Annotated in this window: 21 protein-coding genes and 1 pseudogene; 11 read left to right on the plus strand and 11 right to left on the minus strand. The window is 73.5% G+C overall.

The window, feature by feature from the left end:
* Window positions 1–25: 25 nt before the first annotated feature.
* Complete coding sequence (locus AB0O19_RS26415) at window positions 26–118, minus strand: Ms4533A family Cys-rich leader peptide (protein WP_317620150.1); 93 nt, start codon at window positions 116–118, stop codon at window positions 26–28.
* A gap of 350 nt (window positions 119–468) precedes the next feature.
* Between AB0O19_RS26415 and AB0O19_RS26420 the strand changes: the two genes are divergently transcribed.
* Together AB0O19_RS26420 and dhaL are read left to right on the plus strand one after the other, a co-directional pair.
* Window positions 469–1,506 (plus strand): dihydroxyacetone kinase subunit DhaK, encoded by a 1,038-nt coding sequence (locus tag AB0O19_RS26420; protein ID WP_063345848.1) that lies wholly within the window; start codon window positions 469–471, stop codon window positions 1,504–1,506.
* Window positions 1,503–2,126: pseudogene (gene dhaL, locus AB0O19_RS26425) on the plus strand (dihydroxyacetone kinase subunit DhaL); the annotation flags it as partial. The gene AB0O19_RS26420 and the pseudogene dhaL, both read left to right, overlap by 4 nt.
* A 250-nt stretch (window positions 2,127–2,376) precedes the next feature.
* Here dhaL and AB0O19_RS26430 read toward each other — a convergent pair.
* Window positions 2,377–3,069, minus strand: coding sequence for an HAD family phosphatase (locus AB0O19_RS26430; protein ID WP_363622948.1), 693 nt, complete (start codon window positions 3,067–3,069; stop codon window positions 2,377–2,379).
* Between the two features lie 249 nt (window positions 3,070–3,318).
* Complete coding sequence (locus AB0O19_RS26435; protein ID WP_363622949.1) at window positions 3,319–4,260, minus strand: ScbA/BarX family gamma-butyrolactone biosynthesis protein; 942 nt, start codon at window positions 4,258–4,260, stop codon at window positions 3,319–3,321.
* Between the two features lie 114 nt (window positions 4,261–4,374).
* Between AB0O19_RS26435 and AB0O19_RS26440 the strand changes: the two genes are divergently transcribed.
* Both AB0O19_RS26440 and AB0O19_RS26445 read left to right on the plus strand, forming a co-directional pair.
* Window positions 4,375–5,034 carry a ScbR family autoregulator-binding transcription factor gene (locus tag AB0O19_RS26440; protein ID WP_363586384.1) on the plus strand — a complete coding sequence of 220 codons (660 nt, stop codon included), beginning with the start codon at window positions 4,375–4,377 and terminating at the stop codon, window positions 5,032–5,034.
* A 113-nt stretch (window positions 5,035–5,147) separates the two neighbouring features.
* Window positions 5,148–5,885, plus strand: coding sequence for an MgtC/SapB family protein (locus AB0O19_RS26445; protein WP_363622951.1), 738 nt, complete (start codon window positions 5,148–5,150; stop codon window positions 5,883–5,885).
* Window positions 5,886–5,910: 25 nt separating this feature from the next.
* Here AB0O19_RS26445 and AB0O19_RS26450 read toward each other — a convergent pair whose 3' ends face one another.
* The 5 genes from AB0O19_RS26450 to gcvPA form a co-directional block, all read right to left on the minus strand.
* Entirely contained in the window at window positions 5,911–6,564 is a 654-nt protein-coding gene (locus AB0O19_RS26450) for a GntR family transcriptional regulator (RefSeq protein WP_350884929.1), read from the minus strand.
* 49 nt (window positions 6,565–6,613) lie between these two features.
* On the minus strand, window positions 6,614–7,360 hold the full coding sequence (locus tag AB0O19_RS26455; protein WP_363622953.1) for a glucose 1-dehydrogenase: 747 nt from the start codon (window positions 7,358–7,360) through the stop codon (window positions 6,614–6,616).
* A gap of 59 nt (window positions 7,361–7,419) precedes the next feature.
* The gene (locus AB0O19_RS26460) at window positions 7,420–8,568 is read right to left on the minus strand and encodes an NAD(+)/NADH kinase (protein ID WP_363622955.1); all 1,149 of its coding nucleotides are present in this window, start codon (window positions 8,566–8,568) and stop codon (window positions 7,420–7,422) included.
* 83 nt (window positions 8,569–8,651) lie between these two features.
* The gene (gene gcvPB / locus AB0O19_RS26465; RefSeq protein ID WP_363622957.1) at window positions 8,652–10,250 is read right to left on the minus strand and encodes an aminomethyl-transferring glycine dehydrogenase subunit GcvPB; all 1,599 of its coding nucleotides are present in this window, start codon (window positions 10,248–10,250) and stop codon (window positions 8,652–8,654) included.
* On the minus strand, window positions 10,247–11,605 hold the full coding sequence (gcvPA, locus tag AB0O19_RS26470; protein WP_363622959.1) for an aminomethyl-transferring glycine dehydrogenase subunit GcvPA: 1,359 nt from the start codon (window positions 11,603–11,605) through the stop codon (window positions 10,247–10,249). Before gcvPA ends, gcvPB begins: the two co-directional genes overlap by 4 nt.
* A gap of 96 nt (window positions 11,606–11,701) precedes the next feature.
* Here gcvPA and AB0O19_RS26475 point away from each other — a divergent pair, with 96 nt between their 5' ends.
* The 7 genes from AB0O19_RS26475 (at window position 11,702) to AB0O19_RS26505 (ending at window position 21,738) form a co-directional block, all read left to right on the plus strand.
* Entirely contained in the window at window positions 11,702–13,108 is a 1,407-nt protein-coding gene (locus AB0O19_RS26475; RefSeq protein ID WP_363622961.1) for a sugar ABC transporter substrate-binding protein, read from the plus strand.
* Between the two features lie 11 nt (window positions 13,109–13,119).
* Window positions 13,120–14,052, plus strand: coding sequence for a sugar ABC transporter permease (locus AB0O19_RS26480; RefSeq protein WP_363622963.1), 933 nt, complete (start codon window positions 13,120–13,122; stop codon window positions 14,050–14,052).
* On the plus strand, window positions 14,049–14,939 hold the full coding sequence (locus AB0O19_RS26485) for a carbohydrate ABC transporter permease (RefSeq protein WP_363622965.1): 891 nt from the start codon (window positions 14,049–14,051) through the stop codon (window positions 14,937–14,939). The genes AB0O19_RS26480 and AB0O19_RS26485 overlap by 4 nt, the downstream gene beginning before the upstream one ends.
* A gap of 8 nt (window positions 14,940–14,947) precedes the next feature.
* On the plus strand, window positions 14,948–17,062 hold the full coding sequence (locus AB0O19_RS26490) for a beta-galactosidase (protein ID WP_363622967.1): 2,115 nt from the start codon (window positions 14,948–14,950) through the stop codon (window positions 17,060–17,062).
* Window positions 17,059–19,266 carry a trehalase family glycosidase gene (locus AB0O19_RS26495; protein ID WP_363622969.1) on the plus strand — a complete coding sequence of 736 codons (2,208 nt, stop codon included), beginning with the start codon at window positions 17,059–17,061 and terminating at the stop codon, window positions 19,264–19,266. The genes AB0O19_RS26490 and AB0O19_RS26495 overlap by 4 nt, the downstream gene beginning before the upstream one ends.
* Before the next feature lie 42 nt (window positions 19,267–19,308).
* Window positions 19,309–20,019: a ribonuclease H gene (locus AB0O19_RS26500; protein WP_363622971.1), complete on the plus strand. Its 711-nt coding sequence runs from the start codon at window positions 19,309–19,311 to the stop codon at window positions 20,017–20,019.
* Between the two features lie 165 nt (window positions 20,020–20,184).
* A complete protein-coding gene (locus tag AB0O19_RS26505) occupies window positions 20,185–21,738 on the plus strand; it encodes an alpha/beta fold hydrolase (protein WP_363622973.1) in 1,554 nt (517 codons plus the stop codon).
* A gap of 52 nt (window positions 21,739–21,790) precedes the next feature.
* Here AB0O19_RS26505 and AB0O19_RS26510 read toward each other — a convergent pair whose 3' ends face one another.
* The 3 genes from AB0O19_RS26510 to AB0O19_RS26520 form a co-directional block, all read right to left on the minus strand.
* Window positions 21,791–22,900 carry a Rieske 2Fe-2S domain-containing protein gene (locus tag AB0O19_RS26510; RefSeq protein ID WP_363622975.1) on the minus strand — a complete coding sequence of 370 codons (1,110 nt, stop codon included), beginning with the start codon at window positions 22,898–22,900 and terminating at the stop codon, window positions 21,791–21,793.
* 355 nt (window positions 22,901–23,255) lie between these two features.
* A complete protein-coding gene (locus AB0O19_RS26515) occupies window positions 23,256–24,785 on the minus strand; it encodes an MFS transporter (RefSeq protein WP_363622977.1) in 1,530 nt (509 codons plus the stop codon).
* A gap of 163 nt (window positions 24,786–24,948) precedes the next feature.
* A complete protein-coding gene (locus AB0O19_RS26520) occupies window positions 24,949–25,725 on the minus strand; it encodes a hypothetical protein (protein ID WP_363622979.1) in 777 nt (258 codons plus the stop codon).
* Window positions 25,726–26,374 lie beyond the last annotated feature (649 nt).

Raw genomic sequence — 26,374 nt, forward strand, 5'->3', positions numbered from 1 at the left:
CCGCTACGCGTCGGGACAGGCGGATTCAGCGACAGAGATTGTCGGAAACGCAGTGCGCGGCCACGCCGATCAGCGCCAGCTCAATGGCGGCGCACTCGATCGGGTGACGGTCAGACATGCCGAGAAGACTGTATGACTTTAAGCGGAATGTCAAAACTCCGGATAGCATCCGGCCGCCACGGGAACGCCGGGAACGGATTACGGCCCGGGCGCCGGGAGATCGTGCGGAAGCGGGGGGAAACCGGGGCCCGTGCCCGCCGGACCGGCGGGCACGACATCACCCGAGTGGGTGCCGCGGGCCTTCGGGGCGCCGGCGCCCCGAAGGCCCGCAACCGCCCGCCGGGCGGCCGTTCCGGGCCCTCGCGCACTTCCGTCTGCGGGTTGCCGCGCGCGGGCGCCTGCCCAAGCATGGGTGAACGTGATCGGCGATCGCGCGCAGCGCGGCCGCCCTACCGAGCGGAGCCGGACGTGGCCCCTTACCTCGAAACCGATCAGGACGCCCTGGTGGCGAGCGCACTCGCCGGATTCGCCCGGGCCCACCCATCGCTCGTCGTCCACGACCCCGACCTCGGATTCGTCCGCGCCCGTGACCGGGCCCCCGGGCGCCGGGTCGGACTGCTCTCCGGCGGCGGCTCCGGGCACGAGCCCCTGCACGTCGGATTCGTCGGCCGGGGCATGCTCGACGCCGCCTGCCCGGGCCGGATCTTCGCCTCACCGCACAACCGGCAGATCTTCGAGGCCTCGCGCGCGGTCGCCGGGGAGGACGGCGTCCTGCACATCGTGAAGAACTACACCGGCGACCGGATCAACTTCGGCATCGCGGCCGAACGGCTGCACCGCCAGGGCATACCGTGCGCCAGGGTCCTGGTGGACGACGACCTCGCCTCCGAGTCCGAGTCCGTCGCCGCCGGCCGGCGCGGGACGGCGGCCACCGTCCTGGTGCAGAAGATCCTCGGAGCAGCCGCCGACCTCGGGCTCGGACTGGCGGAACTCTCCCTGCTGGGAGCAGAGTTGGCCGGGCGCTGCCGCAGCATCGCGGTGGCCGGTGCCGCACACACCTCCCCGGCCACCGGCCGGCCGGCCTTCGAGGTGTCGGACCGGACGGTCGAGTTCGGCGTCGGCATCCACGGCGAACGGGCCGAACTCTCCCTGGAGTGCGAACCGCTGGCCGTCCTGGTGGGCCGGATGGCGCTGCGCCTGCTGGAGGCGCTGCGCCCGGCCCGCGCCCCCCTGGTCGCGCTGGTCAACGGGCTGGGCGCGACCACCGGCCTGGAGCTGTACGCGGTCCTGTACGAACTGGCCGCCGTCCTGGACGCCGGCGGGCGCCGCCTGGCGCGCAGCCTGGTCGGCGACTACGTCACCGCCCTCGACATGCGGGGGTTCTCGATCACCCTGCTCGCCGCCGACGAACAGACGCTCGCGCTGCTCGACGCCCCCGCGTACACGGCGGCCTGGCCGGTCGCGCAATCGGCGCCGGCCCCCGGTCACCAGGAGGTCAGGAGATGACGGGCACGAAGGCCTTCGACGGCCTCTTCACGGCGGGCTGGATGCGGCGGTTCGCCGAGACCGTCGCGGTCACCGAGGAGGAGCTCACCCGGCTCGACCAGGCCGCCGGGGACGGCGACTTCGGCGTCAACCTGCTCACCGGCGTGCGGTGCGCCCTGGCCGCGCTGGACCGGCTGCCACCGGGGCGCCAGGCCGCGGCGGTACCGCTGGGCGCGGCGGCGGGCGCGTTCCTGGACGAGGTCGGCGGGACGAGCGGGCCGCTGTTCGGCCTGGTGCTCCAGGAGCTGGCGGCGGCCGTCGGCACCGGCCCGCTGACCGGCCCGGCCCTCGCCCGGGGAGCGACGGCGGCGCTGGAGGCCGTCCAGCGGGTGGGGGAGGCGCGGCCGGGTGACAAGACGCTCGTCGACGCCCTGCACCCGGCCGCACTGGCCCTGCGCGGCTGCACTCCCGATGCCCGCCCGGACGACTGCCTCGCGGCGGCCGCCGCCGCCGCGGCGGCGGGCGTCCGCCGGACCAGGGCCCTGCGGGCCCGCCGCGGCCGGGCCAGCTATCTCGGCGAACGGGCCTCGGGAGTGCCCGACCCGGGCGCCGTGGGCATCGCGCTGCTGTTCGCCTCGGCGCACGCGGTGCCGCGGACGCTGGGCGGCGTGCTGCGCGAGGACAGCGCTGCTGACAGCGCGTCCACCGGCAGCGCGTCCACCGACACCGCGCCGACCGACACCGCGTCCACCGACACCGCGTTCGGCGGGCCCGATCCGCTGTGCGGCCCCGAGCCGGCCCCCGCCGGACCGTGAGCGCCTGGCCGGTTCCCCGGCCGGCTTGCGCTCCGCCGGGCGCTTCTCGGCCAGGGGCTGCTCGGCCGGGGGCCGCTCAGCTGGTGAGGGCGAGAGCGCTCCGGCGCCGGACCCAGTCGAGCAGTCCCGGCTCGCCCAGGGTGGCGACCCACAGGTCGACCGCGTCCCGCGCCTCGGCCGACGGGTGCGGTCCGACACCGATCACCCGCAGCCCCGCCAGGACGGCCGAGCGGATGCCGCAGAAGGTGTCCTCCACGGCGAGGCAGTCGGTGGGCTCGGCGCCGCAGAGCCGGGCGGCGGTCAGGTAGACGTCCGGCGCCGGCTTGGGCCCGATCCCCTCGGCCGGGACCACGATGTGCTCGAAGTGTTCGAGCAGTCCGGCGCCGCCGAGTCCGGCCTCGATCACGTCGCGCGGGCAGTTGCTGGCGACCGCCAGCGGGACGAACCCGCTGAGCCGGCCGACCAGTTCGGTCGCGCCCGGCATCGGGACCGGGTCGGCGTCGACGAGCGCCCGGAAGCTCGCCAGCAGCCGGTCGGTCAGCTCCGGCGCCAGCGAGGGGTCGCCGGCGGTCTCGGCCATCAGCCGCCCGCAGTCCGAGTAGTGCAGCCCGGCCGCGCGCGCCGTGAACTCCGGTCCGGCCGTGAGTCCGTAGCCCCGCAGCACCTCCGCACGGGCCTCGTGCCAGTGCGACTCGGTGTCCATCAGCGTGCCGTCGCAGTCGAAGACGACGGCTGCAGGGGTCCAGTCGTTGATTCTCTCCACGGTCATGCCTACGCCCTTCAGGTGGGATTGGCTCTGTGGGATTCGCCGGGGTGCGCGTCGGGACGAGGGGGGCGGTCACGGCCTGGGGCCGTCGCCGCTTGCCGACCTGTCCGGGGCCGGAATCTGGAGCGCGGCAAAACGACGCGCATCGGCGTCCGGGCCGGAGAAAACGACCCGGAACATAACGATCGCAACGTTACGATCGATATGTTTCGCGGTCAAACTTGGCGGCCCTAGATTTGCCGGGTCTTTACTTCAATAGCCCAACGACCCCACGGCGGTGATATGACCGTTCTGACGAATATGAAAAACACACAAATGCTCGTACTCGGTGATGCCGACTTCCGGGAGGGGGGCGAACTCGGTGAACCGCACGGCCTTCATCCGGTAGTCGACGGGGTGCGACAGCCGCCCCGCGCTCCGCAGTGCCGCGGCCTGCCGGGCCGCCTCCAGCAGCACCATGCCGGGCATGTGGTCGGACGGGTGGTCGAAGAAGAACGGGTGCGCCGGATCGGCCGGGCAGATCAGGAGGGGGCCGTCCGCCCACGAACGACCGGCCGCGCGCGTCACCAGCACGTCGGAGGGCAGGGCGACGCCGACCTCCGCCGGTGACGGGGGGTCGGGGGGCGGGCCGGAGTCCGCGGGGTCCCCGGCCAGCGCGGTGCCGCGCAGGGCCGGGTAGGCGGGCCGTTCGACGAAGCGCGTGCCGCCCTCGATCCGGGCGAACACCACTCCCCGCGCGGAGCAGTCGACCCGCAGCCGCATGCCGGTGGGCCGGCGGTTTCCGGCCGAGGTCCGCAGGTCGTGCACCTGGGCCCGGCAGAGGACCGCCGCCGGGCCGTCGCCGCGCGGCTCGGCCGCCGGGTCGACCCGGCAGGACACGTCGGTGATCAGCAGGTGCGTGTCGGCCGGCACGCCGTAGTGGCGCAGCGGCAGGTAGATGCCCAGCTGACGGGCGGTCTCCACGGCGAGCAGCGGGTCGTGCCGGTCCCCGCGTCCGCGCGGGAAGGTGGGGTGGGAGCGGGGCCACTGGGCCGCCGCCTCGAAGCGGTCGCCGCCTCGGGCCCGGACGTCGGTCAGCAGCACCTCCGCCACGGCGGCGCGGTGGACCAGTTCACGGGGAACCGTGCGGGACCAGCTGAGCGGTCGGGCAGGATGCCGGGCCGCCGAGGAGGGGAGGAAATCCAGCATCTTCATATTTACAGAAAATATCAATCTCCTTGGTTTCGCATGTCGTCAGTTGGCGCTCCGGCCCGCGGATCACTACAGTGCGTGCGAAAAGCCGGGGTGATCTTGAAAAGGCAGAGGCGCGTGCAGAATCGGGCGGAGACGACACGGAGGTCAGTCCTCGAATCAGCTGCGCGATTGTTCGACGAACGCGGGTACGCGGGCACGAGCATCAGCGACATCAGCGCGGCCTCCGGTAGGACGAGCGGGGCCATCTACTTCCACTACACCAGCAAGGAGAACCTGGCCCGCGCCGTGATCGAAGCGCACTTCGCCACCTGGCCGGAGCTGGTCGCGCGCCACACCCGCACGCCGGTGCCGGCGCTGGAGCAACTCGTCCGGCTGAGCTTCGCGGTGGCGCGGGCCTTCCGCGACGACGTCGTGGTCAGGGCCGGCGCCCGGCTCTGGTCCGAGCGCGCGGCCATCGACGCAGACCTCCCGGTGCCGTTCGTGGGGTGGATCGACACCGTCCGCGTCCTGCTCGAACGGGCGGGCAGCGAGGGCGAGCTCGCCGCCCGGGTCGACCCGTCGACCGCGGCCCACGGCGTGATCTGCGCGTTCTTCGGGCTGCACACCGTCTCCGACGCGATCGACGGACGGCGCACCATCGAGGAGCGCCTGTGCGACCTGTGGGAACTGCTGCTGCCGGGCCTCCAGAAGAACCCCGACCCGGCCGCCCTGCTCGCCTCGGTCCGGCCCAGGCCGTCCGTGCGCGCCGACGGGTGGGGACTCGCCGGGAATTGACGCGGAATCGACCCCCGGCCTGCCGGGAGGAGGCCACGCCGCCGGGCACCGGGCCCTAGCATGAATCACCACGTCCGGGGCCGGCGGTGCGGCGGAGAAGAGGCGTCAGGGCTATGGCAGCGGTTCAATGGGCGGCCGGGCCGTCCGGTCAGGGGTCGGTCCAGGTACTGGAGTTCCTGTTCGCCTTCCTGCTCTCCGGCCTGATCGGGGTCGAGCGGCAGATCCGCCAGAAGTCCGCTGGCCTGCGGACGTACACGACGGTGGGCAGCGGCGCGGCGCTGTTCACCCTGGTGAGCAAGTACGGTTTCGCCGACGTGGTGCGCGCGGGCACCGTCGAGCTGGACCCGTCGCGGATGGCCGCGCAGATCGTGTCGGGGCTGGGCTTCATCGGCGCCGGGGTGATCTTCGTGCACCGGGGCTGGGTGCAGGGCCTGACGACGGCGGCCACGATCTGGCTCACCGCGGCGGTGGGCTCCGCCGCGGCCGCGGGCCTGCCGCTGCTCGCGGCGCTGACCGTCGCGGCGTACTTCCTCGCGTCCTACGCGATCAGGCCGTTGCTCAACCGCCTGCCCGCGCTGCACCGGCCGCCGGTCTCGTACCGCATCGTCTACCGTCCGGGCAGGGGGGTGCTGCGGGACGTGCTGGACCAGTGCACCCGGGCCGGGTTCGCCGTCTTCGAGCTGCGCACGCTGTCCGGCACGGACGGGGAACTCCCCGGCGAGGCCTCCGAGAAGCCCGTCGAGATCGCCCTGTCGGTGCAGGGGCAGGGCGACGCCGGCGGGCTCACCGCGCAGATCGCGGCCGTGGCCGGAGTGCTGACCTGCGTCCGCGGCCGGTCCGACGAGGAGTGACGTCCCGGCCGCGGGGGAGGGCGCGTCAGCGGACGCCGAGGGCCGGCAGGCGCTCCATGATCCGTTCCATGCCGCTGGTCCAGTTCGCCTCCAGGGCGGCGACGGCCTGTTCCACGTCGTCGTCGAGGAGGCACTGGGCGATCCGCTCGTGCTCCTCGGCGGCGCGTTCGAGGATCTCGTGGTCGCCGACGACCACCCGCTCGTAGCGGTGGAGGGTGAGTTTGAGCGAGTCGATCAGCTCGCGCAGCCGGGTGTTGGAGCAGCCGGAGAGCAACAGCGCGTGCCAGGCGTCGTCGTAGCGCTCTATGGTGCCGTGCGGGGCCTGGGGCGCGGAGAAGGCGCGGGCCTCCGCCAGCAGCCGGGGCGCGATGGCCGAGAGGTGCGCGCGGTCGGAGGTCCGCAGCGCCAGCGACTCCAGGGCGATCAGGATGGCCGTGAGGTCGAGGAACTCCTGCCGGCCGGTGGGTGCGAAGCGAAAGCCCTTGCCGCGCTCGCTGGTGATGATGCCTTCGCGCTCCAGGCTGATCAGCGCCTCGCGCAACGGGGTGCGGCTGACGCCCAGTTCCTCCGCGAGGTGGACCTCGTTGATCGACTCGCCGGGGGTGAACCGGCCGTGGCCCAGCCGCTCCAGGAGTTCGTCCTTCACCTGTTCGCGCAGCGGACGCCGCTCGATCGCCATCGGGCTTTCCCTTCTTCCTCGGTCCGTAGCGTACCGGCCGGGCGACTGGTCAGGCGGTCCCGGCGCCGTCCACGGCGATGATCGCGCCGCTGACGAACGTGGAGGCGTCACTGGCGAGGAAGGCGACGGTCTGGGCGATGTCCCGAGGCTGGCCGATGCGGCCGAGCGGTCGGTCGGCGGCGTCGGCGTAGAAGGCGTCCGGGCTCTCGCCGAGCTGGCGGGCCTCCTCGGCGAGCATACCGGTGTTGGTGTCGCCGGGGCACACGCAGTTGACGCGGATGTTGTCGGGGCCGTGGTCGATGGCCATGGCCCGGGTCATGTTGACGACGGCGCCCTTGGAGGCGCAGTAGGAGACGGCCCGGCCGCCGCCCCGGATGCCCCAGCCGGAGCCGGTGTTGATGATGCTGCCGCCGCCGTTCGCGGCCATCAGCGGCACGACCAGCCCGCTGAGCAGCATGACGGAGCGGACGTTGACGGCCATCACCAGGTCCCAGTCGTCGTCGGTGATGTCGCGGACGGTGGACCGGCGGATGATCCCGGCGTTGTTGAACAGCACGTCGACGCCGCCGTGCAGGTCGACGGCGGTGCGTACGGCCCGTTCGCAGTCGGCGCGTCGGGAGACGTCGCAGCGGACGAAGGTGCCGCCGGTCTCCTTGGCGGCCTGTTCGCCGCGGTCGGTGTCGAGGTCGGCGAGGACGACGGCCGCGCCGAGTTCGGCGAGTAGCGCGGCGGTGGCCCGGCCGATGCCGGAGGCGGCGCCGGTGACGATGGCGCGCTTGCCGTGGAGGTCGATCACTGGGGGCTCCTCTTCAGGGGGTCTCAGGAGGTCTCAGGGGGGGGCGGGTCTCGGGCCGGTCAGGCGGTCAGGCGGTAGACGGCGCTGGCGTGGCGGCCGGTGATCACTCGGACGTGCCCGGACAGGGCGTCGTCCAGCTCCGGGTCGCCGGTGTCCAGCAGCAGCGGGCGGCCCGCGAGGGCGGCGAGCTTCGCCTCGGTGGCGAGGACGAGCAGCCGCTCGCGGCCGGTGGCGCGCAGCAGTTCGGGGGTGAACTGCTGGTTGCCGCGGCCGAGCAGGAAGCCCTGGCCGCCGATCGGCGAGAGCGCGATCCACGGGGCGGCGGGCAGGGCCAGCAGCTGGTCGGCCCGGGCATCGCGGATCACGACCCGGGCGGCGCCGCCCGGTTGGAGGCGGAGCACGTCGACGCCGGTCAGGCAGGCGTCCGCCACGCCGAGCGCGGTGGCGACGGCGTGCGTGGTGCCGCCCGGGCCGAGGGCGAGCAGCCCGCCGGGGCCGACGCGTTCGGCGACCTCGGCGGCGATGCCGCCCAGCGCCTCGGGGTCGGCGGCGGAACTGCCGGTCTTGCGCTGCTGGACCCGGGCGGGCAGGACCGGGACGGTCAGCCACCCGTGCAGGCGGGCGGACACCCGGCCCTCCCGTAGCGCCGCCTCGTCGCGGTCCACGACCTCGGCGGACGCCAGCCGGACGCCGCCGCCCACCCAGGCCGCGGCGACCTCGGCGGCGGCGCGGGGGTGGACGGCGAAGACGGCGGAGTGCATCTTGACCCCGGCCGGGATGCCGAGGACGGGCGGTCCTGGCTCCGGACCGAGCGGGCCGAGCGGGCCGAGCGATCCGAGCGATCCGAGCGCGTCGAGGACGTCGCGGGCCGTGCCGTCGCCGCCGCAGAACAGCAGCAGGCCGGCGCCGGCCGCGACGAGGGCGCGGACGGCCGCGCGGGTGTCCGCCGCCGTGGTGCCCGGGCCGGTGGGTCGGTGGACCACCGTCGCGTCGAGGCCGGCCGCCCGCGCCGCGTCCGCACCCATCGGCCCGGCCGCCGTGAGCAAGGCCGAGTGCGGTGCGAGCGCGGCGAACTGACGGAGCATCAGCTCCGTGCGGGAGGTCGCGGACGGCCGGGCGCCGAGGGTGCGGGCCCGCTGCTGGACCTCGGCGCCGTCGCTGCCCTTGAGGCCGACCCGGCCGCCGAGTCCGGCGACCGGGTTGACCACGAGCCCGATGGTGGGGCCGGTCGCCGGGTTCCCGCCCGCCGGGCGGACGGCGGGAGTCGGACGACCGGCCCCGGGGCCCGCCGTCACGGCCGCTCGCCGAGGACCTTGCGGCGGTAGGCGCGCCAGCTGACGGCCCAGACCGCCGGGTCGTCCAGCGGTTCGTGCCGGATGCGGTGCACGGTGGAGTTGTGCGGGGCCGTGCGGACGGTCTCCGGGTCCTCGTAGGCCTCGCGGGCGACCTCGGCGAGGATCGCGGCGTACTCGTCGAGGTCGGCGCGGGAGTAGGACTCGGTCGGCTCCAGCGTCATCGGCTCGGGGACGACGTACGGGTGGTGGCTGGTCCAGTAGTGGGTGCCGAAGTCGGCGGCACGGTACCCGAGGTCCTCGCTGTGCAGGCCGGTGTCCTCGTTGAGCTGCTGCCAGCTGTAGCGGACCTGCTCGACGCGCGGGCGCCCCTTGGCGTAGGGCACGGAGACGCCGCGGATCCGCTGGACCTGGTGCATCAGGTAGTTGTTGTTGAGCACGGCGGTCTCGGCGGCCTCGCGCAGCCCCGCGGCGCCCATCGACATGATCCAGGCGTAGGCGCGGACCAGGTTCGGGACGACGCCCAGGTAGGGGCGGATCTTGCCGATGGACTCCGGCCGGTCGTGGTCCAGGACGTACCGCTCGCCGTCGAACTCGACGGTGGGGCTGGGCAGGTGGGGCGCGAGCTCGGCGGTGACGCCGCAGGCGCCGGCGGCGGGGCCGCCGCAGGCGTGCGGGGTGGAGAAGGTCTTGTGCAGGTTGAAGTGGCACAGGTCGAAGCCGGCCTCGCGGGCCCGGGTGATGCCGAGGACGCCGTTGGCGTTGGCCTGGTCGTAGGCGCACAGGCCGCCGGCGGCGTGCACGATGCGGACGAACTCGGCGATCCGGGGGTTGTAGATCCCGGTGTCCTCGGGGTTGGTGATGAGCAGCGCGGCGGTGCGCGGGCCGACGGCGGCGCGCAGCGCCTCGATGTCGGGGTAGCCGTCCGCGTCCGGGTGCAGGGTGATCACCTTGAAGCCGGCGGTCTTGGCGCAGGCGGCGTTGGAGGGGTGCGAGAAGGCGGTGGTGATGACCTCGTCGCGCTGCTCCGCCTCGCCGCGGGCGGCGAAGTGGGCGCGGATGACGGAGACGTTGGTCCAGATCGCGGCGGAGCCGGCGCCGGGTTGCAGCGAGACCCGGTCCATGCCGGAGACCTCCTTGAGCAACTGCTCAAGCCGGTGGACGAGTTCGAGCACCCCTTGGACGGTCGAGGGGTCCTGGGCCGGGTGCAGGGCGGCGATGCGCGGGTCGCGGACGAAGGCGTCGTTGACCTTGGGGCTGTACTTCATGGTGCAGGTGCCCTGGCCGACGTCGACGTTGAGGTCGGCGCCGAGGTTCTCCTGGGAGAGCCGCAGGTAGTGGCGGAGCACCTGCTGCTGGCCGAGTTCGGGCAGCGCGGCCGGGGTGGTGCGGCGCAGCGCGGCGGGCAGGCGGTCGGCGGGGCTGCCGACGGCGGCGGTGACGCCGGGTCCGGGGGTCGGCGGCAGGACGCCGCGCTCGCCGGGCGCGCCCAGTTCGAAGATCAGCTTCTCGTCCCAGCGGGCCTGGTGGAAGCGGCGCAGGGCGGGTTTGGGGGCGATCCGCGGGTCGGTCCCGCCGCTGTTCTGACGGTCCGTCACTTGACGATCTCCTCAAGGGCGGTGGCGAGGCGGTCGATGTCGGCCTGGGTGTGGAGCTCGGTCACGCAGTAGCGGCCCTCGTGTTCCCCGGCCGGGGTGCCGGCGTGCAGGCCGCGGGCGAGCAGCGCTGCGGCGACCTCGGCGGCGGTGCGCCCGCCGGTGTAGCGGAGGGTGAAGTCGGCGAAGTGGACGGCCTCGGGGTCGGCGAGTTCCACGCCGGGGGCCTGGGCGAGGCGCCGGCGGGCGTAGGCGGTGTTGGCGAGGATGGTCTCGCCGATCTCGCGCATGCCGTGCGGCCCCATCAGCGAGAGGTAGACCCCGGCGGCGATGCCGTGCAGGGCGGCGGCGGTGCCGACCCACTCCTTGCCCTCCTCGCGCAGGGCGAAGGAGGTGCGCTCGTAGGCGACGTCGCCGAAGCCGTACTCGCCCGGCACGTCGGTGGGGGTGAGGCCGAAGAGGCGGCTGGGGTACTCGGCCACCAGGCGTTCGTCGTCGGCGCTGGCGATGAAGCCCGCATTGCCGCCGCCGAAGCTGGGGTGGATGCCGAGCGGCTGGAGGTCGCCGCAGGTGAGGTCGGCGCCGAAGGAGGCGGGCGGGGCGAGCACGCCGAGGCTCAGCGGGTTGGCGCCGATGACGGCCAGCGCGCCTGCCTGGTGGGCGAGTTCGACGTACTGCGGCAGTTCGGGGTCGACCCGGCCGCAGTGGTCGGTCAGTTCGGCGAAGACGGCGGCGGCGTCGCCGGCGGCGAGGGCGGCGCGGACGGCCCCGGGCTCGGCCGGGACGAGCACGAGGTCGTGGACGCCGCGCACGTAGTCGCGGATCCGGGAGAGCTTGTCCGGGTCGAGGTCGCCGACCAGGAGGAGGCGGCGGCGCCCGGTGGCCCGGCCGGCCATCCGCAGTGCGGTCGCGGCGGCCTGGAAGCCGTCGTAGGTCGGCACGTTGACGACGTCGACGGCCAGCAGCTCGGCCATCAGCGACTGGTACTCCCACAGGGCCTGGAACCGGCCGTGGTCCTCGTAGGGCTCGCCGGCGTAGGCGGTGAGGAACTCGCTGCGGTTGACGACCTCGTCGACCACGGCGGGCACGTGGTGGCGGTAGCAGCCGGCGCCGAGGAAGCTGCGGCCGGGCGGGACGGCGGTGTTGCGGGCGAGCAACTCCTCCATGTGGGCGACCAGTTGCGCCTCGGAACCGAGCGGCTCGGGCAGTCGCAGCGGGCGGTCCAGGCGGAGCTCGGCGGGGATGTCGGCGTAGAACTCCTCGACGCTGTGCGCGCCGATCGCCGCCAGCATGGCCTTCTTCACGTCGGGGGCGGAGTTGGGGATGTACGGGTGGGTCCGGGGGGCGCGTGCGGTCATCCTGGCACCTTCCGCGATTTCGGTCACAGGCCTTGACGGCACTGTGTGTGCTGAGTTCTGTATACAGCATTCGGCATTCACTCTTCAGGAGGCAAGATGTCGGGAGGAAAGAACTCAACCGGCACCCGGCACAGACGCCTTGACGCTCCGCCGGGCAGCCGGGCCGGATCCGGACCGGGCCCCACCCGGCGCCGGGTCCTCGGCGCCGGGCTCGCGGGCGGCGCGCTGCTGCTGACCGGGGCGACGGGCTGCGCCACCGGCGGCGCCGGCGCTCCGGACGCCAGACGGCTGGACGCGAGTTCGGGCGGCAAGGTCGCGGGGAAGATCACCATCTGGTCCTGGGACGTCGCAGCCAAAGCCATGCAACGGCTCGGCAAGGCCTTCGAACAGGCACACCCCGGCACCACCGTCGACGTCGTCGACATCGGCTACGACAACGCCTACGACAAGATCACCGTCGGGCTCGGAGCCGGCAGCGGACTCCCCGACGTGCTGACCGTCGAGGGCCACAGGATGCCCACCTACATCGGCAACTTCCCCCACGCGCTGGTGGACCTGACCAGCCGGGCCGGCGGCCTCGCGAAGGACTTCGCACCGTCCGCCTGGCGCACCGTCACCGACGCGGGCGGCCGTGTCCTCGCACTGCCCTGGGACAGCGGCCCGTGCGCCCTCTTCTACCGCCGTGACCACTTCCAGCAGGCCGGAATCGACCCCGCCACCCTCACCACCTGGGACGACTACCTCGCCGCCGGGACCACCCTCAAGGACCGCACCGGCAAGAAACTGCTCATCCTGGACGCCAAGCAGGACAGCATGTTCGCCCTGCTGCTCCAACAACAGGGCCAGGGCTGGTTCGTCGACGGCAAGGTCGCCGTCGCCTCACCCGCCGCCGAACGGGCGCTCACCCTGATGAAGCAACTGGTCGACCGGGGCCTGGTCGACTTCGAGAACGGCTGGGACGGCCTGGTCTCCGGCACCCACGACGGCAAGGCCGCCACCACCCCCACCGCCGCCTGGTGGGACGGCACCCTCACCGGCGACATGGCCGACCTGAACGGCAGGTTCGGCGTCGTCCCCCTGCCCGCGTTCGACCCCGGCGGCTGCCGCACCTCCAACAGCGGCGGCTCCACCCTCTGCGTCACCGCCCAGAGCAAGAACCCCGAACTGGCCTGGGAATTCCTCTCCTTCCTGCTCGCCGGCCGGGCCAACCAGGCCTCGATGATGGAGCACGAAGGCCTCTTCCCCGCCTACCTCCCGGCCCTGGACGACCCGTACTTCCAGCAGCCGGACCCGTACTACGCGAACCAGCCCGCCATGCGGCTCTTCGCCGACCTCGCCCGGTCCATCCCCACCGTCGAGACCACCGCCGACGACGCCAAGGCCGGCGACATCGTCAACACCGCCGTCAACCAGGTGCTGCACAACGGAGCCGACCCCGGCACCGTGCTGCGCTCCGCCGCCCGCCAGATCGCCACCGCGACCAGTCGCCAGCCGGCCCCGTAGGGACACGCGCCATGACCAGTCTCCAGGCCCCCGCCCCCCGGGTGGCCGCCGCACCCGCGCGCACCGCGCCCACCCGGCGACGACTGCTGCCACGCTCCGCGGCCTGGCTCTTCGCCGGGCCCACGGCCGTGCTCTTCATCCTCTTCTTCGCCTATCCGCTCGGCGCCAGCCTCTACCAGAGCTTCACCGCCCGCCGGGACGGCGCCACCGTCTGGGTCGGCCTGGACCAGTACCGGCGGATGCTGGACGACCCGGCCTTCCTGCACTCCCTGGTCAACACCGGGATGATCCTGGCCGTCCAGGTGCCCGTGATGATCGGCCTGGCGCTGGTGCTGGCCGTCCTGCTGAACCAGTCCTGGCTGCGCTTCCGGGCCGGCTGGCGGGCCGTCTTCTTCCTGCCCGCCGTCACCACGCTGGTCGCCTACGCCGTCGTCTTCCAGGTGCTGCTGCGCACCGACGGCGGCCTGGCCAACCAACTCCTGCACGCCCTGGGCGCCGGCCCCGTCGACTGGCTCAACTCGCCCACCTGGGCCCGGATCTCCCTGATCGGCTCGGTCACCTGGCGCTGGACCGGCTACAACGCCGTCATCCTGCTCGCCGGCCTGCACGCCATCGGCCGGGACCAGTACGAGGCCGCCGCCCTCGACGGCGCGGGCACGCTGCGCACCTACACCAGCGTGATCCTGCCGCAGCTGCGGCCGGTGGTGCTGTTCTGCGTCATCACCTCCACCATCGGCACGCTCCAACTCTTCGACGAGAACTACGTGCTGACGCGCGGCGGCCCCGGCGACGCGACCCTCACCCCGGTGGTCTACCTGTACAAGGTCGGCTTCCAGCAGCTCGACTTCGGGTACGCGGCCGCGATCGCCTGGGTCGTGGTGCTGGTCATCGCCGCCGTCTCCCTCCTCCAGTTCCGGTTCTACGGAAGGGACCGCCGCCGATGAGCGCCACCTCCACCCGCCCCCGGCCCGCCCGACCGGCGACCGTCCGCCCACCGGTGGCCCGCCCGCCGGCCGCCCGGCTCGGCCGCGGCGCCGTCCTGGCCGTGCTCGCCCTCGGCGCCGTCGTCAGCCTGGTGCCGTTCGCCTGGATGCTGATCGCCAGCACCCACAGCAGCTCCGAACTCTTCCACTCCCCACCGCCGTTCCTGCCCGGCGGGGAACTGCTGCGCAACCTGGCACACCTCCAGCAGAGCATCGGCTTCGGCCGGGTGCTGCTCAACAGCCTCGGCGTGGCCGTCGTCTACACCGCGCTGAGCTCCCTGCTGTCGGCCATGTGCGGCTACGGGCTGGCCAAGTACCGGTTCCGGGGTCGCGGGCTGCTGCTCGGGCTGGTGCTGGCGACCATGATGATCCCGCTCCAGGTGCTGCTCGTCCCGCTGTTCCAGATGATGGCCAGCGTCGGCTGGATCGACAGCTACCAGGCCGTCATCCTGCCCTTCCTGGCCAACTCCTTCGGCATCCTGCTGATGCGCCAGGGCTTCCTGGACTTCCCCGACGAACTCCTGGAGTCGGCGCGCATCGACGGCTCCGGCGAACTGCGCACCTTCTACCAGGTCGTCCTGCCGTGCGTGCGGCCGCAGTTGGGCGCGCTCGTGATCTTCACCTTCATGGGCCAGTGGAACAGCTTCATCTGGCCGCTGCTGATGCTCAACACCGAGGACAAGTACACCGTGCCGGTGGCGCTCAACACGCTGACCGGGCTGACCCACGTCGACTACTCCGGCCTCATGCTCGGCTCCCTGCTGGCCACCCTCCCGCTGGTGCTGCTCTTCCTGGTGTTCCAGCGGCAGTTCGTGGCCGGCCTGCTCGGCGGAGCGCTGAAAGGATGACCCCCCGTATGACCTCCCGTACTCCTTCCCGCGCGGTCGCGCTGACCCGCGTGCCCGGCCTCCTCTACGGCGGGGACTGGAACCCCGAGCAGTGGTCCGAGGAGGTGTGGGCCGAGGACGTGAAGCTGATGGCCGAGGCCGGGGTCAACCTGGTCACCGTCGGGGTCTTCTCCTGGGCGCGGCTCCAACCAGCGGCCGACAGCTGGGACTTCGGCTGGCTGGACCGCCTCCTCGACCTCGTCCACGGCCACGGCATCGCCGTCGACCTGGCCACCGCCACCGCCTCGCCACCCGCCTGGCTGGTCCGCGCCCACCCCGAGCTGCTGCCCGTCACCGCCGACGGCGTCCGGCTGGAGTTCGGCTCGCGCCAGCACTACTGCCCCTCCTCCGCCGCCTACCGGGCCGCCGCCGCCCGGCTCACCCGGGCCCTCGCCGAGCGCTACCACGACCACCCCGCACTCGCCCTGTGGCACATCCACAACGAGTACGGCGACCACGTCCAGGAGTGCTTCTGCCCCGCGTCCGCCGCCGACTTCCGGCGCTGGCTGCGCGAGCGGCACGGCGACGTCGACGAGCTCAACCGGTCCTGGGGGACGGCGTTCTGGTCGCAGCGCTACGGCTCGTTCGACGAGATCGAACCGCCGCGCGCCGCGCCGGGGCCGGTCAACCCGACCCAACTGCTGGACTGGCGCCGGTTCTGCTCCGACGCGCTGCTGGCCCTGCACCGCACCGAGAAGGCCGTCCTCGACGAGGTCTCACCGGGCGTGCCCGTCACCACCAACTTCATGTCGATGCTCAAGTCGCTGGACTACTGGGAGTGGAGCCGCCACGAGGACCTCGTCTCCGACGACGCCTACCCCGACCCGGCCGACCCCCGCGCACACGTCAACGCGGCCATGAACTACGACCTGATGCGCTCCCTCAAGGGCGGCAAGCCGTGGCTGCTGATGGAACAGGCCCCCTCGGCCGTCAGCTGGCGGCCCGTCAACCTGCCCAAACGGCCCGGCCTGTACCGGCTCTGGTCGCTCCAGGCGCTGGCCCGGGGCGCGGACGGCGTACTGCACTTCCAGTGGCGCGCCTCCGTCGCCGGGGCCGAGAAGTTCCACAGCGCGATGCTCCCGCACCGCGGCACCTCCTCGCGCGGCTGGCGGGAGACCGTCAGGTTCGGGGCCGAGCTGCGCCGGCTCGGCGAGATCGCGGGCAGCCGGATCCGCGGGCGGGCGGCCGTCCTGCTCGACTGGGACAGCTGGTGGGCGCTGGAGCTGGACGACCACCCCTCCGCGCGGATGCGCTGGCTCGACCTGCTCCGGCCCTGGTACGCGGCCCTCCACGACCGCGGCGTGACCGTCGACTTCGTCCCGCCCACCGGCGACCTCGACGGCTACCAACTGCTGCTCGCCCCCAACCTGTACCTGCTCGACACCGCCACCGCCGACCGGCTCACCGCCTTCGTCCAGGCGGGCGGCCACCTGGTCTGCGGCCCGTTCAGCGGCATCAGCGACCGGCACGACCACCTCCACCCCGGCGGCCACCCCGGGCCGCTGCGGCCGCTGTTCGGCCTCGTCGTGGACGAGCACTGGCCGATCCCCGACGGGGCCGCCACCACCGTCCGGCTCGACGGCGGCGGGCCGGAGCTGCGGGCCGAGCACTGGAGCGAATGGATCGACACCGAGGGCGCCGAGACCGTCGCCCGCTACGCCTCCGGCGAGCTGGCGGGCCTGCCCGCCGTCACCCGGCACCGCCACGGCACCGGCAGCGCCTGGTACCTCGGCTGCCACCTCGGCGCGGACGTCGGCCGGGTGCTCGACCTGCCGCTCGCCGAAGCCGGGGTCGGCGCCGAACTGCCCGGCCTTCCGACCGGTGTCGAGGCCACCCGCCGCCGCGCCGCCGACGGCACCGACTACCTGTTCCTGCTCAACCACGGCCCCGCCGCTTGCCGGGTGGCGCTGGACCGGCCCGGCACCGACCTGCTCACCGGCGCCGACACCGGCCGGGGCGTCACCCTCGCACCGCTCGGCGCCGCCGTCGTCCGCGTCCCCGCGGCCGGCCCCGATCCGGCCTCCCCGTCCACGCCCACGTCTCCGTCTCCGTCTCCGTCCACGCCCGCCGAGGAGCGCACATGACGCCGCTGTCCCGCCGCCGACTCCTGGCCGCCACCGCCGCCACCGGCACCGCCCTCGCCGTGGCGGGCGGCGTCGCACCGGCCGCCCACGCCGACGACCGGCAGGCCGCCCCGTCCGACCTGTCCGACCTGTCCGACCTGTCCGACCGCTACGCCGACATCCTCGACCTGCACGGCACCCCCGCGCAGGCCTACCCCGGGGACGCCACCGGCAACAACCCGATCAACGTCTTCGCCGACCTCGGCGCCTGGCACGCCTACGCCCTGCCGCGCCCGCAGGACCCGCTCGGCGGCTTCACCGGCCCCCTCCACCTCGCCCAGGAATACCCGTGGTGGCTCAGCGACGGCCTCAACCGCCTCCAACTGGCCGAGCAGGGAAGGATCCTGGACCTCGCCGCCGCCGGCGCCCCCCGGCTCACCTCGCTGCCCGGGCTGCTGCGCCAGTCCTACGACCTCGGCGGCCGCCTGGCGCTCACCCTGGAACTGCGCTTCGCCGGCAACCGCACCGCCCTGGTCAGGGCCCGGCTGGCCAACGGCGGCCCGGCCGAACGGACCCTCCAGGTCGCCTGGACCGGGACACTGCTGCGCCCGGCCACCGGCCCCCAGCGCGACGCCCCCGCCCTGGTCGCCGCCGAGCGCGGCGTCGCCGTCCGGTTCGCCCGGGTACGGCAGACCTGGGACTACCTCACCGACGGCACCGAGCGCTTCGAAGTCCGCCACGCGGCGCCGGTCCGCACCACCGTCAGCGGCGACGGCCACCGCACCGAACTGGCCGGGCCTGTCCGGCTGGCCCCGGGCGCGGCCCGCACCCTGGACTGGGCCGAGAGCTACACCTTCACCGACGCCGAGCACTCCCGCGCCGTCGCCGAGGCGGACGCCGCGCTGCGCGCCCCCGACCGGGTCGCCGCGGCGGGCGCCGCCCGCTGGGCCGGGTACGTCAGCCGGGCGACCGAGGGCGTCCCCGCCGCGCGCCGCCGGACGGCCGTCAAGTGCGTGCAGACCCTGGTCACCAACTGGCGCAGCCCGGCCGGGCGGATCCGGCACGACGCGGTCACGCCCACGCTCTCGTACAAGTGGTTCAGCGGGGTCTGGGCCTGGGACACCTGGAAGCAGGCCGCCGGCACCGCCGTCTTCGCCCCCGACCTGGCCGCCGACCAGATCCGGGCGATGTTCGACCACCAGATCCGGCCCGACTCCGCCGACCGCCCGCAGGACGCCGGGATGATCCCGGACTGCGTCTTCTACAACGACCCGAGCACCGGCGGCGGCAACTGGAACGAGCGCAACTCCAAGCCCCCGCTGGCCTCCTGGGCGGTCTGGGAGGTCTACCGGCGCGGCGGCGACCGGGCGTTCCTGCGCGAGCTGCTGCCCAAACTGACCGCCTACCAGGACTGGTGGTATCGCACCCGGGACCACGACGGCGAAGGCCTGTGCGAGTACGGCGCCACCGTCGACCCGGGCAACGCCGCCCCGGCGGACTGCCTGGCGGCGGCGGCCTGGGAGTCCGGCATGGACAACGCGCCGCGCTTCGACGCCGCCCTCGGCACCGCCGTCGTCGCCAACCGCAACGCGCAGGGTGCCCTGCTGGGCTGGTCGCTCACCCAGCGCTCCGTCGACCTGAACGCCTACCTGGCCGCCGACCACCGCGCCCTGGCCGCCATCGCCGCCGAACTCGGCGACCGCACCGCCGCCCAGCGGCTGCGCCGACGGGCCGAGGTGATCGACCGGGCCGTGCGCGACACCATGTTCGACCCGGCCACGGGCTGGTTCCACGACACCGACCTGGCCACCGGCGCCCGCCTCACCGTGCGCGGGCGCGGCATCGAGGGCGCGATCCCGCTCTGGTCCGGCACCGCCTCACCCGCCCAGGCCCGCGCGGTCCGCGGGCTCCTGCTCGACCCGGCCGAGTTCGGCACCGCGCTGCCGTTCCCGACCGTCGCCCGCAGCTCGCCCTCGTTCGACCCGGCCGGGTACTGGCGCGGGCTGGCCTGGATCGACCAGACCTACTTCGCCATCGAAGGCCTGCGCCGGTACGGCTGGAACCAGGACGCCCGCCGGGTGACGGACCGGCTGCTGGCGACGGCGGCCGGGCTCGGCGGCGACGGTCCGCTGCGGGAGAACTACGACCCGCTGACGGGGGAGGGGCGGAACTCGACCAACTTCAGCTGGTCCGCGGCCCTGCTCCTGCTGCTGCTCCGGGTCTGACCGATTTGGCCCGGGCCTGCCACGTCCTGGCATGATCGGGGCATGGTCGAACGAGTCATTGCAGCGTGTGACGGAGCAGCCAAGGGCAACCCCGGTCCGGCGGCCTGGGCCTACGTGGTGGCGGACGCCGCCGGGGTGCCCCAGCGCTGGCAGGCCGGTCCGCTCGGGCACAGCACCAACAACGTGGGCGAGCTGACGGCGCTGGAGCAGCTGCTGGCGTCGACGGATCCGGCCGTCCCGCTGGAGGTCCGGCTCGACAGCACGTACACCCGCGACGCGGTGACCAAGTGGCTGGTCGGCTGGAAGCGCAACGGGTGGAAGACCGCCGCCGGCAAGCCGGTCGCCAACCGCGAGCTGATCCAGCACATCGACGAGCTCCTGACCGGGCGGGACGTCACCTTCGTGTACGTCCCCGCCCACCAGGTGAACGGCGACCCGCTGAACGCCATCGCCGACAAGGCCGCCAGCGACGCCGCCCGCCGGCAGCAGGCCGCGGGCGGAACCGCCGCCGACCTCCCCGAGCCGGACCCGGCCCGGACCACCCCGGCGCGGGCCGCCCGCCCGGCCTCCTCGTCGGCCGGTTCGTCGGCGGGCTCGTCCACGGCGAAGAAGCGCTCCTCGGGCGGTTCGCGGACCCTGGCCGCCCGCTTCCCCGGCACCTGCCCCTGCACCCGCCCCTACGCCAAGGGCGACACCATCACCAAGGTGGGCAGCAGCTGGGGGCACCCGGAGTGCGCGGGCGCCCACGCGTAGGACCTGTCCGACGCCGGACGGGCCGACACCGGCCCGTCCGGCCCGCCCTGGTCGAACTCACCCCCGGGGTGGAGCCGGGTGGAGCCGGGTGGAGAAGCGCCCCGGGTGAATTCTCCACCCCCGCACCGAGGCTGACGGAACCTCACCAGTCCTAGCGTCGGACGCATGACCCGACCTACCGGCCGCACCACGGCCCGCGCCGGCGGCGCGCTGCTCACCGCCGCCCTCCTGCTCGCCGCACCACTCGCGCCGACCGCCGTCGCGGCCCCGGCGGCGCAACTCGCCTGGGGGTCCTGCCCCGCGCCGACCCCGAACGCCAACGGCGTGCCGTTCACCCGCGACCCGCGCCAGCAGTGCGCGACCCTGCGGGTGCCGCGGGACTACCACGACCCGGCCGAGGGCACGATCACCCTCACCGTCTCCCGGCTGCGCACCGCCGACCCCGCCCACCGGCGCGGCACCCTGGCCGTGGTGCCGGGCGGGCCGGGCGGCTCCGGACTCGACTACCCGGGCGAGATGGCGAAGCTGCTGCCGCCGGACGTCCTGCGCTCGTACGACCTGATCGGCTTCGACGAGCGGGGGGTGGGCAACAGCACCCCGGTCCACTGCGACCTGTCCGCCGCCGAGCGGGACGCCCAGCTCAACTACCCCTTCCCCGGCCCCGACGGCTCGATCACCGCCAACCTCGACCAGGCCCGGCGGGTGGCCGACGGCTGCGCGGCCGCGAGCGGCGGCTACCTGGCCGACGTGACCACCGCCAACTCGGCCCGCGACCTGGACCGGATCCGGGCCGCCCTGGGCCTGCCCCGGATCTCCTACCTGGGCAGCTCGTACGGCACCTACCTCGGACAGGTCTACGCCACCCTCTTCCCCTCGCACACCGACCGCGTGGTGCTGGACAGCACGGTGCCGCCGGGCGGGCTGGAGCAGGGGTTCAGGCTGTTCAGCGAAGGCTTCGCCGACTCCTTCCCGGCCCTGGCCCGCTTCGTCGCCGCCCAGGACGCCACCCTGCACCTCGGCGCCACCCCCGAGGCGGTCCGGGCGAGCTACCTCCGGCTGGCCGGCGAGGTCGACCGCGACCCGCTGCCGCTGTCGGGCGGCCGGCTGCTCACCGGCGGCGGCCTGCGCAGCGTCGTCTACGCCTCGCTGGTCAAGCCGAGCTACTACCCCCTCGGCGCGCGGGTCCTGCAACTGGCCGAGGAACGCGACACGACTCCGGCCCCGGCCCCGGCCCCGGCGTCGGAAGGCGCGACGGCCGCCGACGGGCCGACGGGCGCGGGCACCGGCGGATCGGGTGGCAACCCGCTGCCGCAGGTCATCCCCGACAACTTCCTCGCGGCCCAGTTCGCGGTGATCTGCGGCGACTCGGCCTGGCCCCGCGACCCGGCCGTCTACGCCGCCCGCACCGCCGCCGACCGGGCCCGCTACCCGCTCACCAACGGCATGAGCGGCAACGTCTGGCCGTGCGCCTTCTGGCACTACGGCCCGAAGGAACCGCCGGTCCGGGCCGACCCGGACGGTCCGCGCAACATCCTGATGCTGCAGAACCGGTACGACCCCGACACCACCTACAACGGCGCCCGGCAGACCCAGCGCGCCTTCGGGCACCGGGCGGCGATGGTCACCTTCGACACGACCGCGCACGGCGTCGACTTCACCGACCCCCGGGTGCTCGCGCCGTTCACCGCCTTCCTGCTCGGCGGCCGGCTCCCGAGCTGAGCAGACGGCCGGCCGGGGCCCCGACCCGGGCCCCGGCCGTACGTCCGTCCGCTCAGGGCTTGGCGAGCCCGCTGCGGGCACCGTTCTCGGTCCGGACCGTGAGGGCGGCCGGCGCGGGCAGGTGTTCCTGGTGGTCCGGCGGGTAGAACTGCCGGGCCCAGTGCCGCAGGGCGCCGATCGGCCCGTCGCCGGGGGCGAGCCGGGGCGGTGACAGGTACTTCTTGGTGGACCAGATCGGGAAGTCGGCCGCCGTGAACTCGCAGCTCCGCTTGAACATCGGGCCCGCCAGCAGGCTCGACAGCGACCGGCTGACCGCCCTGCCGACCACGGGCGGCAGCCGGGACGGCTCGTCGAAGGAGAACCGGCTCGCCTGCCGGAACTGCATCCGGCCGGGCGCGACCATGGTGGCCATCACCAGCGAGCACATCTTCAGGCCGAGGGCCGGGGTGTGCACGTCGGTGTGCAGGCAGGCGAGGCCGTAACCGTCGACCTCGATCTCGACCTGGCGCCGGCCCAGCAGCGGGAAGTCCTCCTGCACCCGCATCGAGACGTGGAAGCGCGTGCCGTCCCAGTCGATCGGGGCCGCCAACTCGCCGCTCGGCCAGCCGTGCAGGGTGACGAAGTGGCCCAGGTCCACCGCGTTCTCCATGACGTCCTGGGCGTAGCCGGCCATCTCCCAGGCGGCGTGCCGGGGCGGCTGGTGCCCGAGCGTGTGCCACGACGGGATCTCCCAGTCCGGCTGCCGGCCGTCGTGGTGGCGCCAGACGAAGACGGCGTCGTTCACCTCGCGGACCGGAAGCTGCGCCAGGGAGGCCTTCGGCGGCGCGGAGCCGTACCCGGTCCGCACGCACCGGCCGTCCGGGGCGAAGGCGAATCGGTGGAAGGGGCAGACCAGGTCGTCGCCCTCCACCTCGGCCAGGCCGAGGTGCGCCCCCAGGTGCGGGCAGTACGGGCGGATCGCGCGGATCCGCCCGCTCCGCAGCCGGTACAGCACGACGTCCTCCCCGGCCAGCCGCCGGGTGAGCACCGTGCCGGGCTTGAGCTCGTCGGAAAAGCCGACCGAGGCCCACCCGTCCGGGTACGGCAGGCCCGGCGGCAGCGCGACGTCGCCCGCGGTCGGGCCCTCACCGATGGGCTGGACGTGCTTTAAGGACTCGCGCATGAACTCTCCTCCTGGCCCGCCAGGCTCCGATCTCGGCAGCTCAGCCGGCCCTCCCGGGCGATTCGTCTCCGAACGGAACGCCCCGCATGTTAACCGCAGACCGATGGGGCCCGCACGAACAACATGGCTGATGCCAAAGAAGTCTGATGATTCATCAGAAAATCTCCGATGCGACCTTCGACGGCCGGACGGCTGAGCGATTCCCGGCCGGGCCGATCCACCGCACCGCCGTGCAGCCTGCCCGGCGTCGGCGCGCAGGCGGGGCTCGAAGACACGCCCTGGACTTCGGGACGGCGGCAAACGCGGTGAGGGATGGGCGAGTTGACGCGGATCCTGGTCATCGGCGGCGGCACCCCTAGCGATCCGCCGCTTCGACGGCGCTCAGCGGGGCCGCCAGGTCCTCCAGGCTGCGCCGTTCCGCCCGTACGCCGATCGCGGCCTCGACCAGCCCCGCGGCCGTCATCAGGGCCGCTCCGATGCAGAACGCGAGCGTGGTGTCGGAGACCTTCCCGCTGCTCACCAGGCCGTTGAAGAGCAGCGGGCCGCTGATGCCGCCGACCGCCGTGCCGACGGCGTAGAAGAAGGCGATGCACATCGCCCTGGTCTCCAGCGGGAAGATCTCGCTGACCGTCAGGTAGGCCGCACTCGCCCCCGCCGAGGCCAGGAACAGCACGGCCGTCCAGCAGGCCGTCATGCCGGCCGCGCTCAGCGCGCCCTGCTGGAACAGCGCGGCGGTGCCGAACAGCAGCAGGCCGGAGCCGATGTACGTGCCGGCGATCATCGGCACCCGCCCGACCGAGTCGAAGAGGTGGCCCAGCAGCAGCGGGCCGAGGAAGTTGCCGACCGCGATGACCGCGAAGTAGTAGCCGGTGTCGCCCTCCGGCACGTCGAAGTAGAGGGTCAGGATGACCGCGTAGCCGAAGGTCACGGCGTTGTACAGGAACGCCTGCCCGATGAAGAGCGCGAGGCCGAGCACCGTGCGGCGCGGGTAGCGGCTGATCACGGTGCGGGCGATCGTGACGAAGCCGAGCGGGGCGCGCTCGCGGATCAGGATCGGCCGGTCGGTGACGGCCGGAAGCGGTCGGCGGGTCTCCCGCTCCACGACCCGCTCGGCCTCGGCCACCACCTCCTCGGCCTCCGGGGCCCGCCCGTGGGTGAACAGCCAGCGCGGGCTCTCCGGGACGTGCCGGCGGACCAGCAGGATCACCAGGCCCAGCACGACACCGATCCCGAAGGCGAGCCGCCAGCCCACGTCGGTGGCGAACAGCGCGGTGTTCAGCAGTGCGACGGAGGCGAAGGCGCCGAGCGCGGCCCCGATCCAGAAGCTGCCGTTGATGATCAGGTCGACCCGGCCGCGCACCCGGGCAGGGATCAGCTCGTCGATGGCCGAGTTGATCGCCGCGTACTCGCCGCCGATGCCGAACCCGGTGAAGAAGCGGCAGAGGAAGAAGAACCAGGCCGTCCAGGACAGCGAGGTCACGGCGGTCGCCGCCAGGTAGACGGCGAGCGTCACCATGAACAGCTTCTTGCGCCCGAGCCGGTCGGTCAGCCAGCCGAAGAACAGCGCGCCGGAGCAGGCGCCCGCCACGTACACGGCGGCCGCGATCGTGGTCACCTGGGTCGTCGAGATGGCGATGCCGCTGCCGGGCTGCGCGAGCCTGGCCGCCATGTTGCCGACGATCGTCACCTCGAGGCCGTCCAGGATCCAGACGGTGCCCAGGCCGATCACGATCCGCCAGTGCCAGCGGGACCACGGCAGCCGGTCCAGCCGGGCCGGCACGTTGGTCTCGATGACCCCGGTTCCGGCGGACCCGGACCCGGACCCGGCCCCGGGGGCCGCACCGTCGTGCGGGTTCCGCGCGGATGACTTCGCCGGATCGGCCATGCGGGGCTCCTTCGCTCGCCGTATCGAGACGCCCCGTCTGCCCGCTTTCCGCGGGATCGAACGCGGGCGTCCTCTTCGCTACGCTCGGTGAGCTTCGACGCTCCCTCCGTCATCATCCCCCGGGGGCGGAGGAGCCGCCCGGGGAGGCGTTGCTCCTGGCGGGCTACTGCTCGACGTACTTGCGCAGTACCTGCTGGTAGTCCGCGAACTCTGGCTCGGTGTGCAGCTTGGAGACGTCCTTCTTCAGGTAGACCATGCTGGGGCAGCTGGGTTTGGCGCTGCCCAGCAGCTGCTCGGTGCCGACCTTCCTCCCCGTCCTGGCCTCGTACACGGTCACCTCGTACCTGCCGCGGTAGAGCTTGAGGGTGTCCGAGGTGAACTTGCAGTCGGTGAGGAACTCGCCCTCGTCGGGTGAGCCCAGGCAGGCGATCAGCTGGACGCGGTACGGGTCCAGGCGGGTCCCGCTCCAGTAGTCCGGCGAGCCGGCGGCGGGGGAGGCGGGGTGCGAGGAGCCGGACTCGCTGACGGTGAACATCGCGACCGGGTGCGGTCCGGCGCCGGTGAGCTCGGCGGTCTTGGGGAAGTACTTGCGCGCGATGTCGGAGGCGCAGCCGGCGTCGAGGTCGGAGATCCGGCTGAGTGCCTTGTCGCTCGCCTTCGGCTCGAAGATCACCCAGTACACGCCGTACCCGAGGACTCCGACCATCGCCAGCGCGACCACCCGTGCGGCGATCGTCCGGCCCCTGCGCCGACCGGGTGTCAACTGCCCTGCGGCGCCGTTGGCGGCGCGTTTCCTGGTCGCCACGGCGTAGGCGAGGAAGAGGACCGGGGACGCCGCCACCACGGCGAACAGCACGCCGATCGGGGCGTTTCCGCCGTTGAACGCGATCATCGAGAAGACCACCGAGATCGCGGCGAGCAGGACTATCAGCTTGGCCATGAACATGCCCTCCCAAGGGTCGACAGCAGCCGCGAGACTACCGCTGCCGGGGTGGGGCGCGGGCGCCCGTACCCGGCCCGGACGGGCTCCCGGGGCCCGCCGCCGTCGCCGCGCCGGTGTTCCGCCGGAATTCCACCCGCATTTCCGCACCAGCGGTGATTTTCTTCCCCGCCGCTTTCCGGAGCTCTTTCGAAGTCGATTTCCGGAGGTGGTGGAGACGGGGTCGAGAGGTGCTGGAAAGGGCTTTCCGGCGGGGGTGCGGTGTGTTGTGGTGGGTGGTGGTGGAGCCGGGCCGCACCCCCGTGGCGGCCCGGACCGGCCGGACAGCCGCTGGTGGGCGGCGTAGACGCTCGCGCATGGATGTGAGTGCGGTGGCTATGGTTCGCCGACTCGGGGTGGATTTGAATGGTGCCATGACGACGAACCGACCGGGCTCGCAGAGCGGTAGGGGCCCGCGGATCGCGTCGGACCTCCCGGGCGCCGCCGGCGCCTTCGGGACGTCGGTTCCGTCAGTTTCCTCCGTCTCTCCGAATGAGGTGCTCGTGATGGCTCGTAAGGGTGTTGTGGATCTTCCGGTCGGTGCTGGTGTGGTGCTGGTGGTGGGTGGGACGGGTAAGACCGGTCGGCGGGTGGCGGATCGGTTGGCGGG

The organism is Kitasatospora sp. NPDC091276 (assembly GCF_040684355.1).
Lineage (GTDB): Bacteria > Actinomycetota > Actinomycetes > Streptomycetales > Streptomycetaceae > Kitasatospora.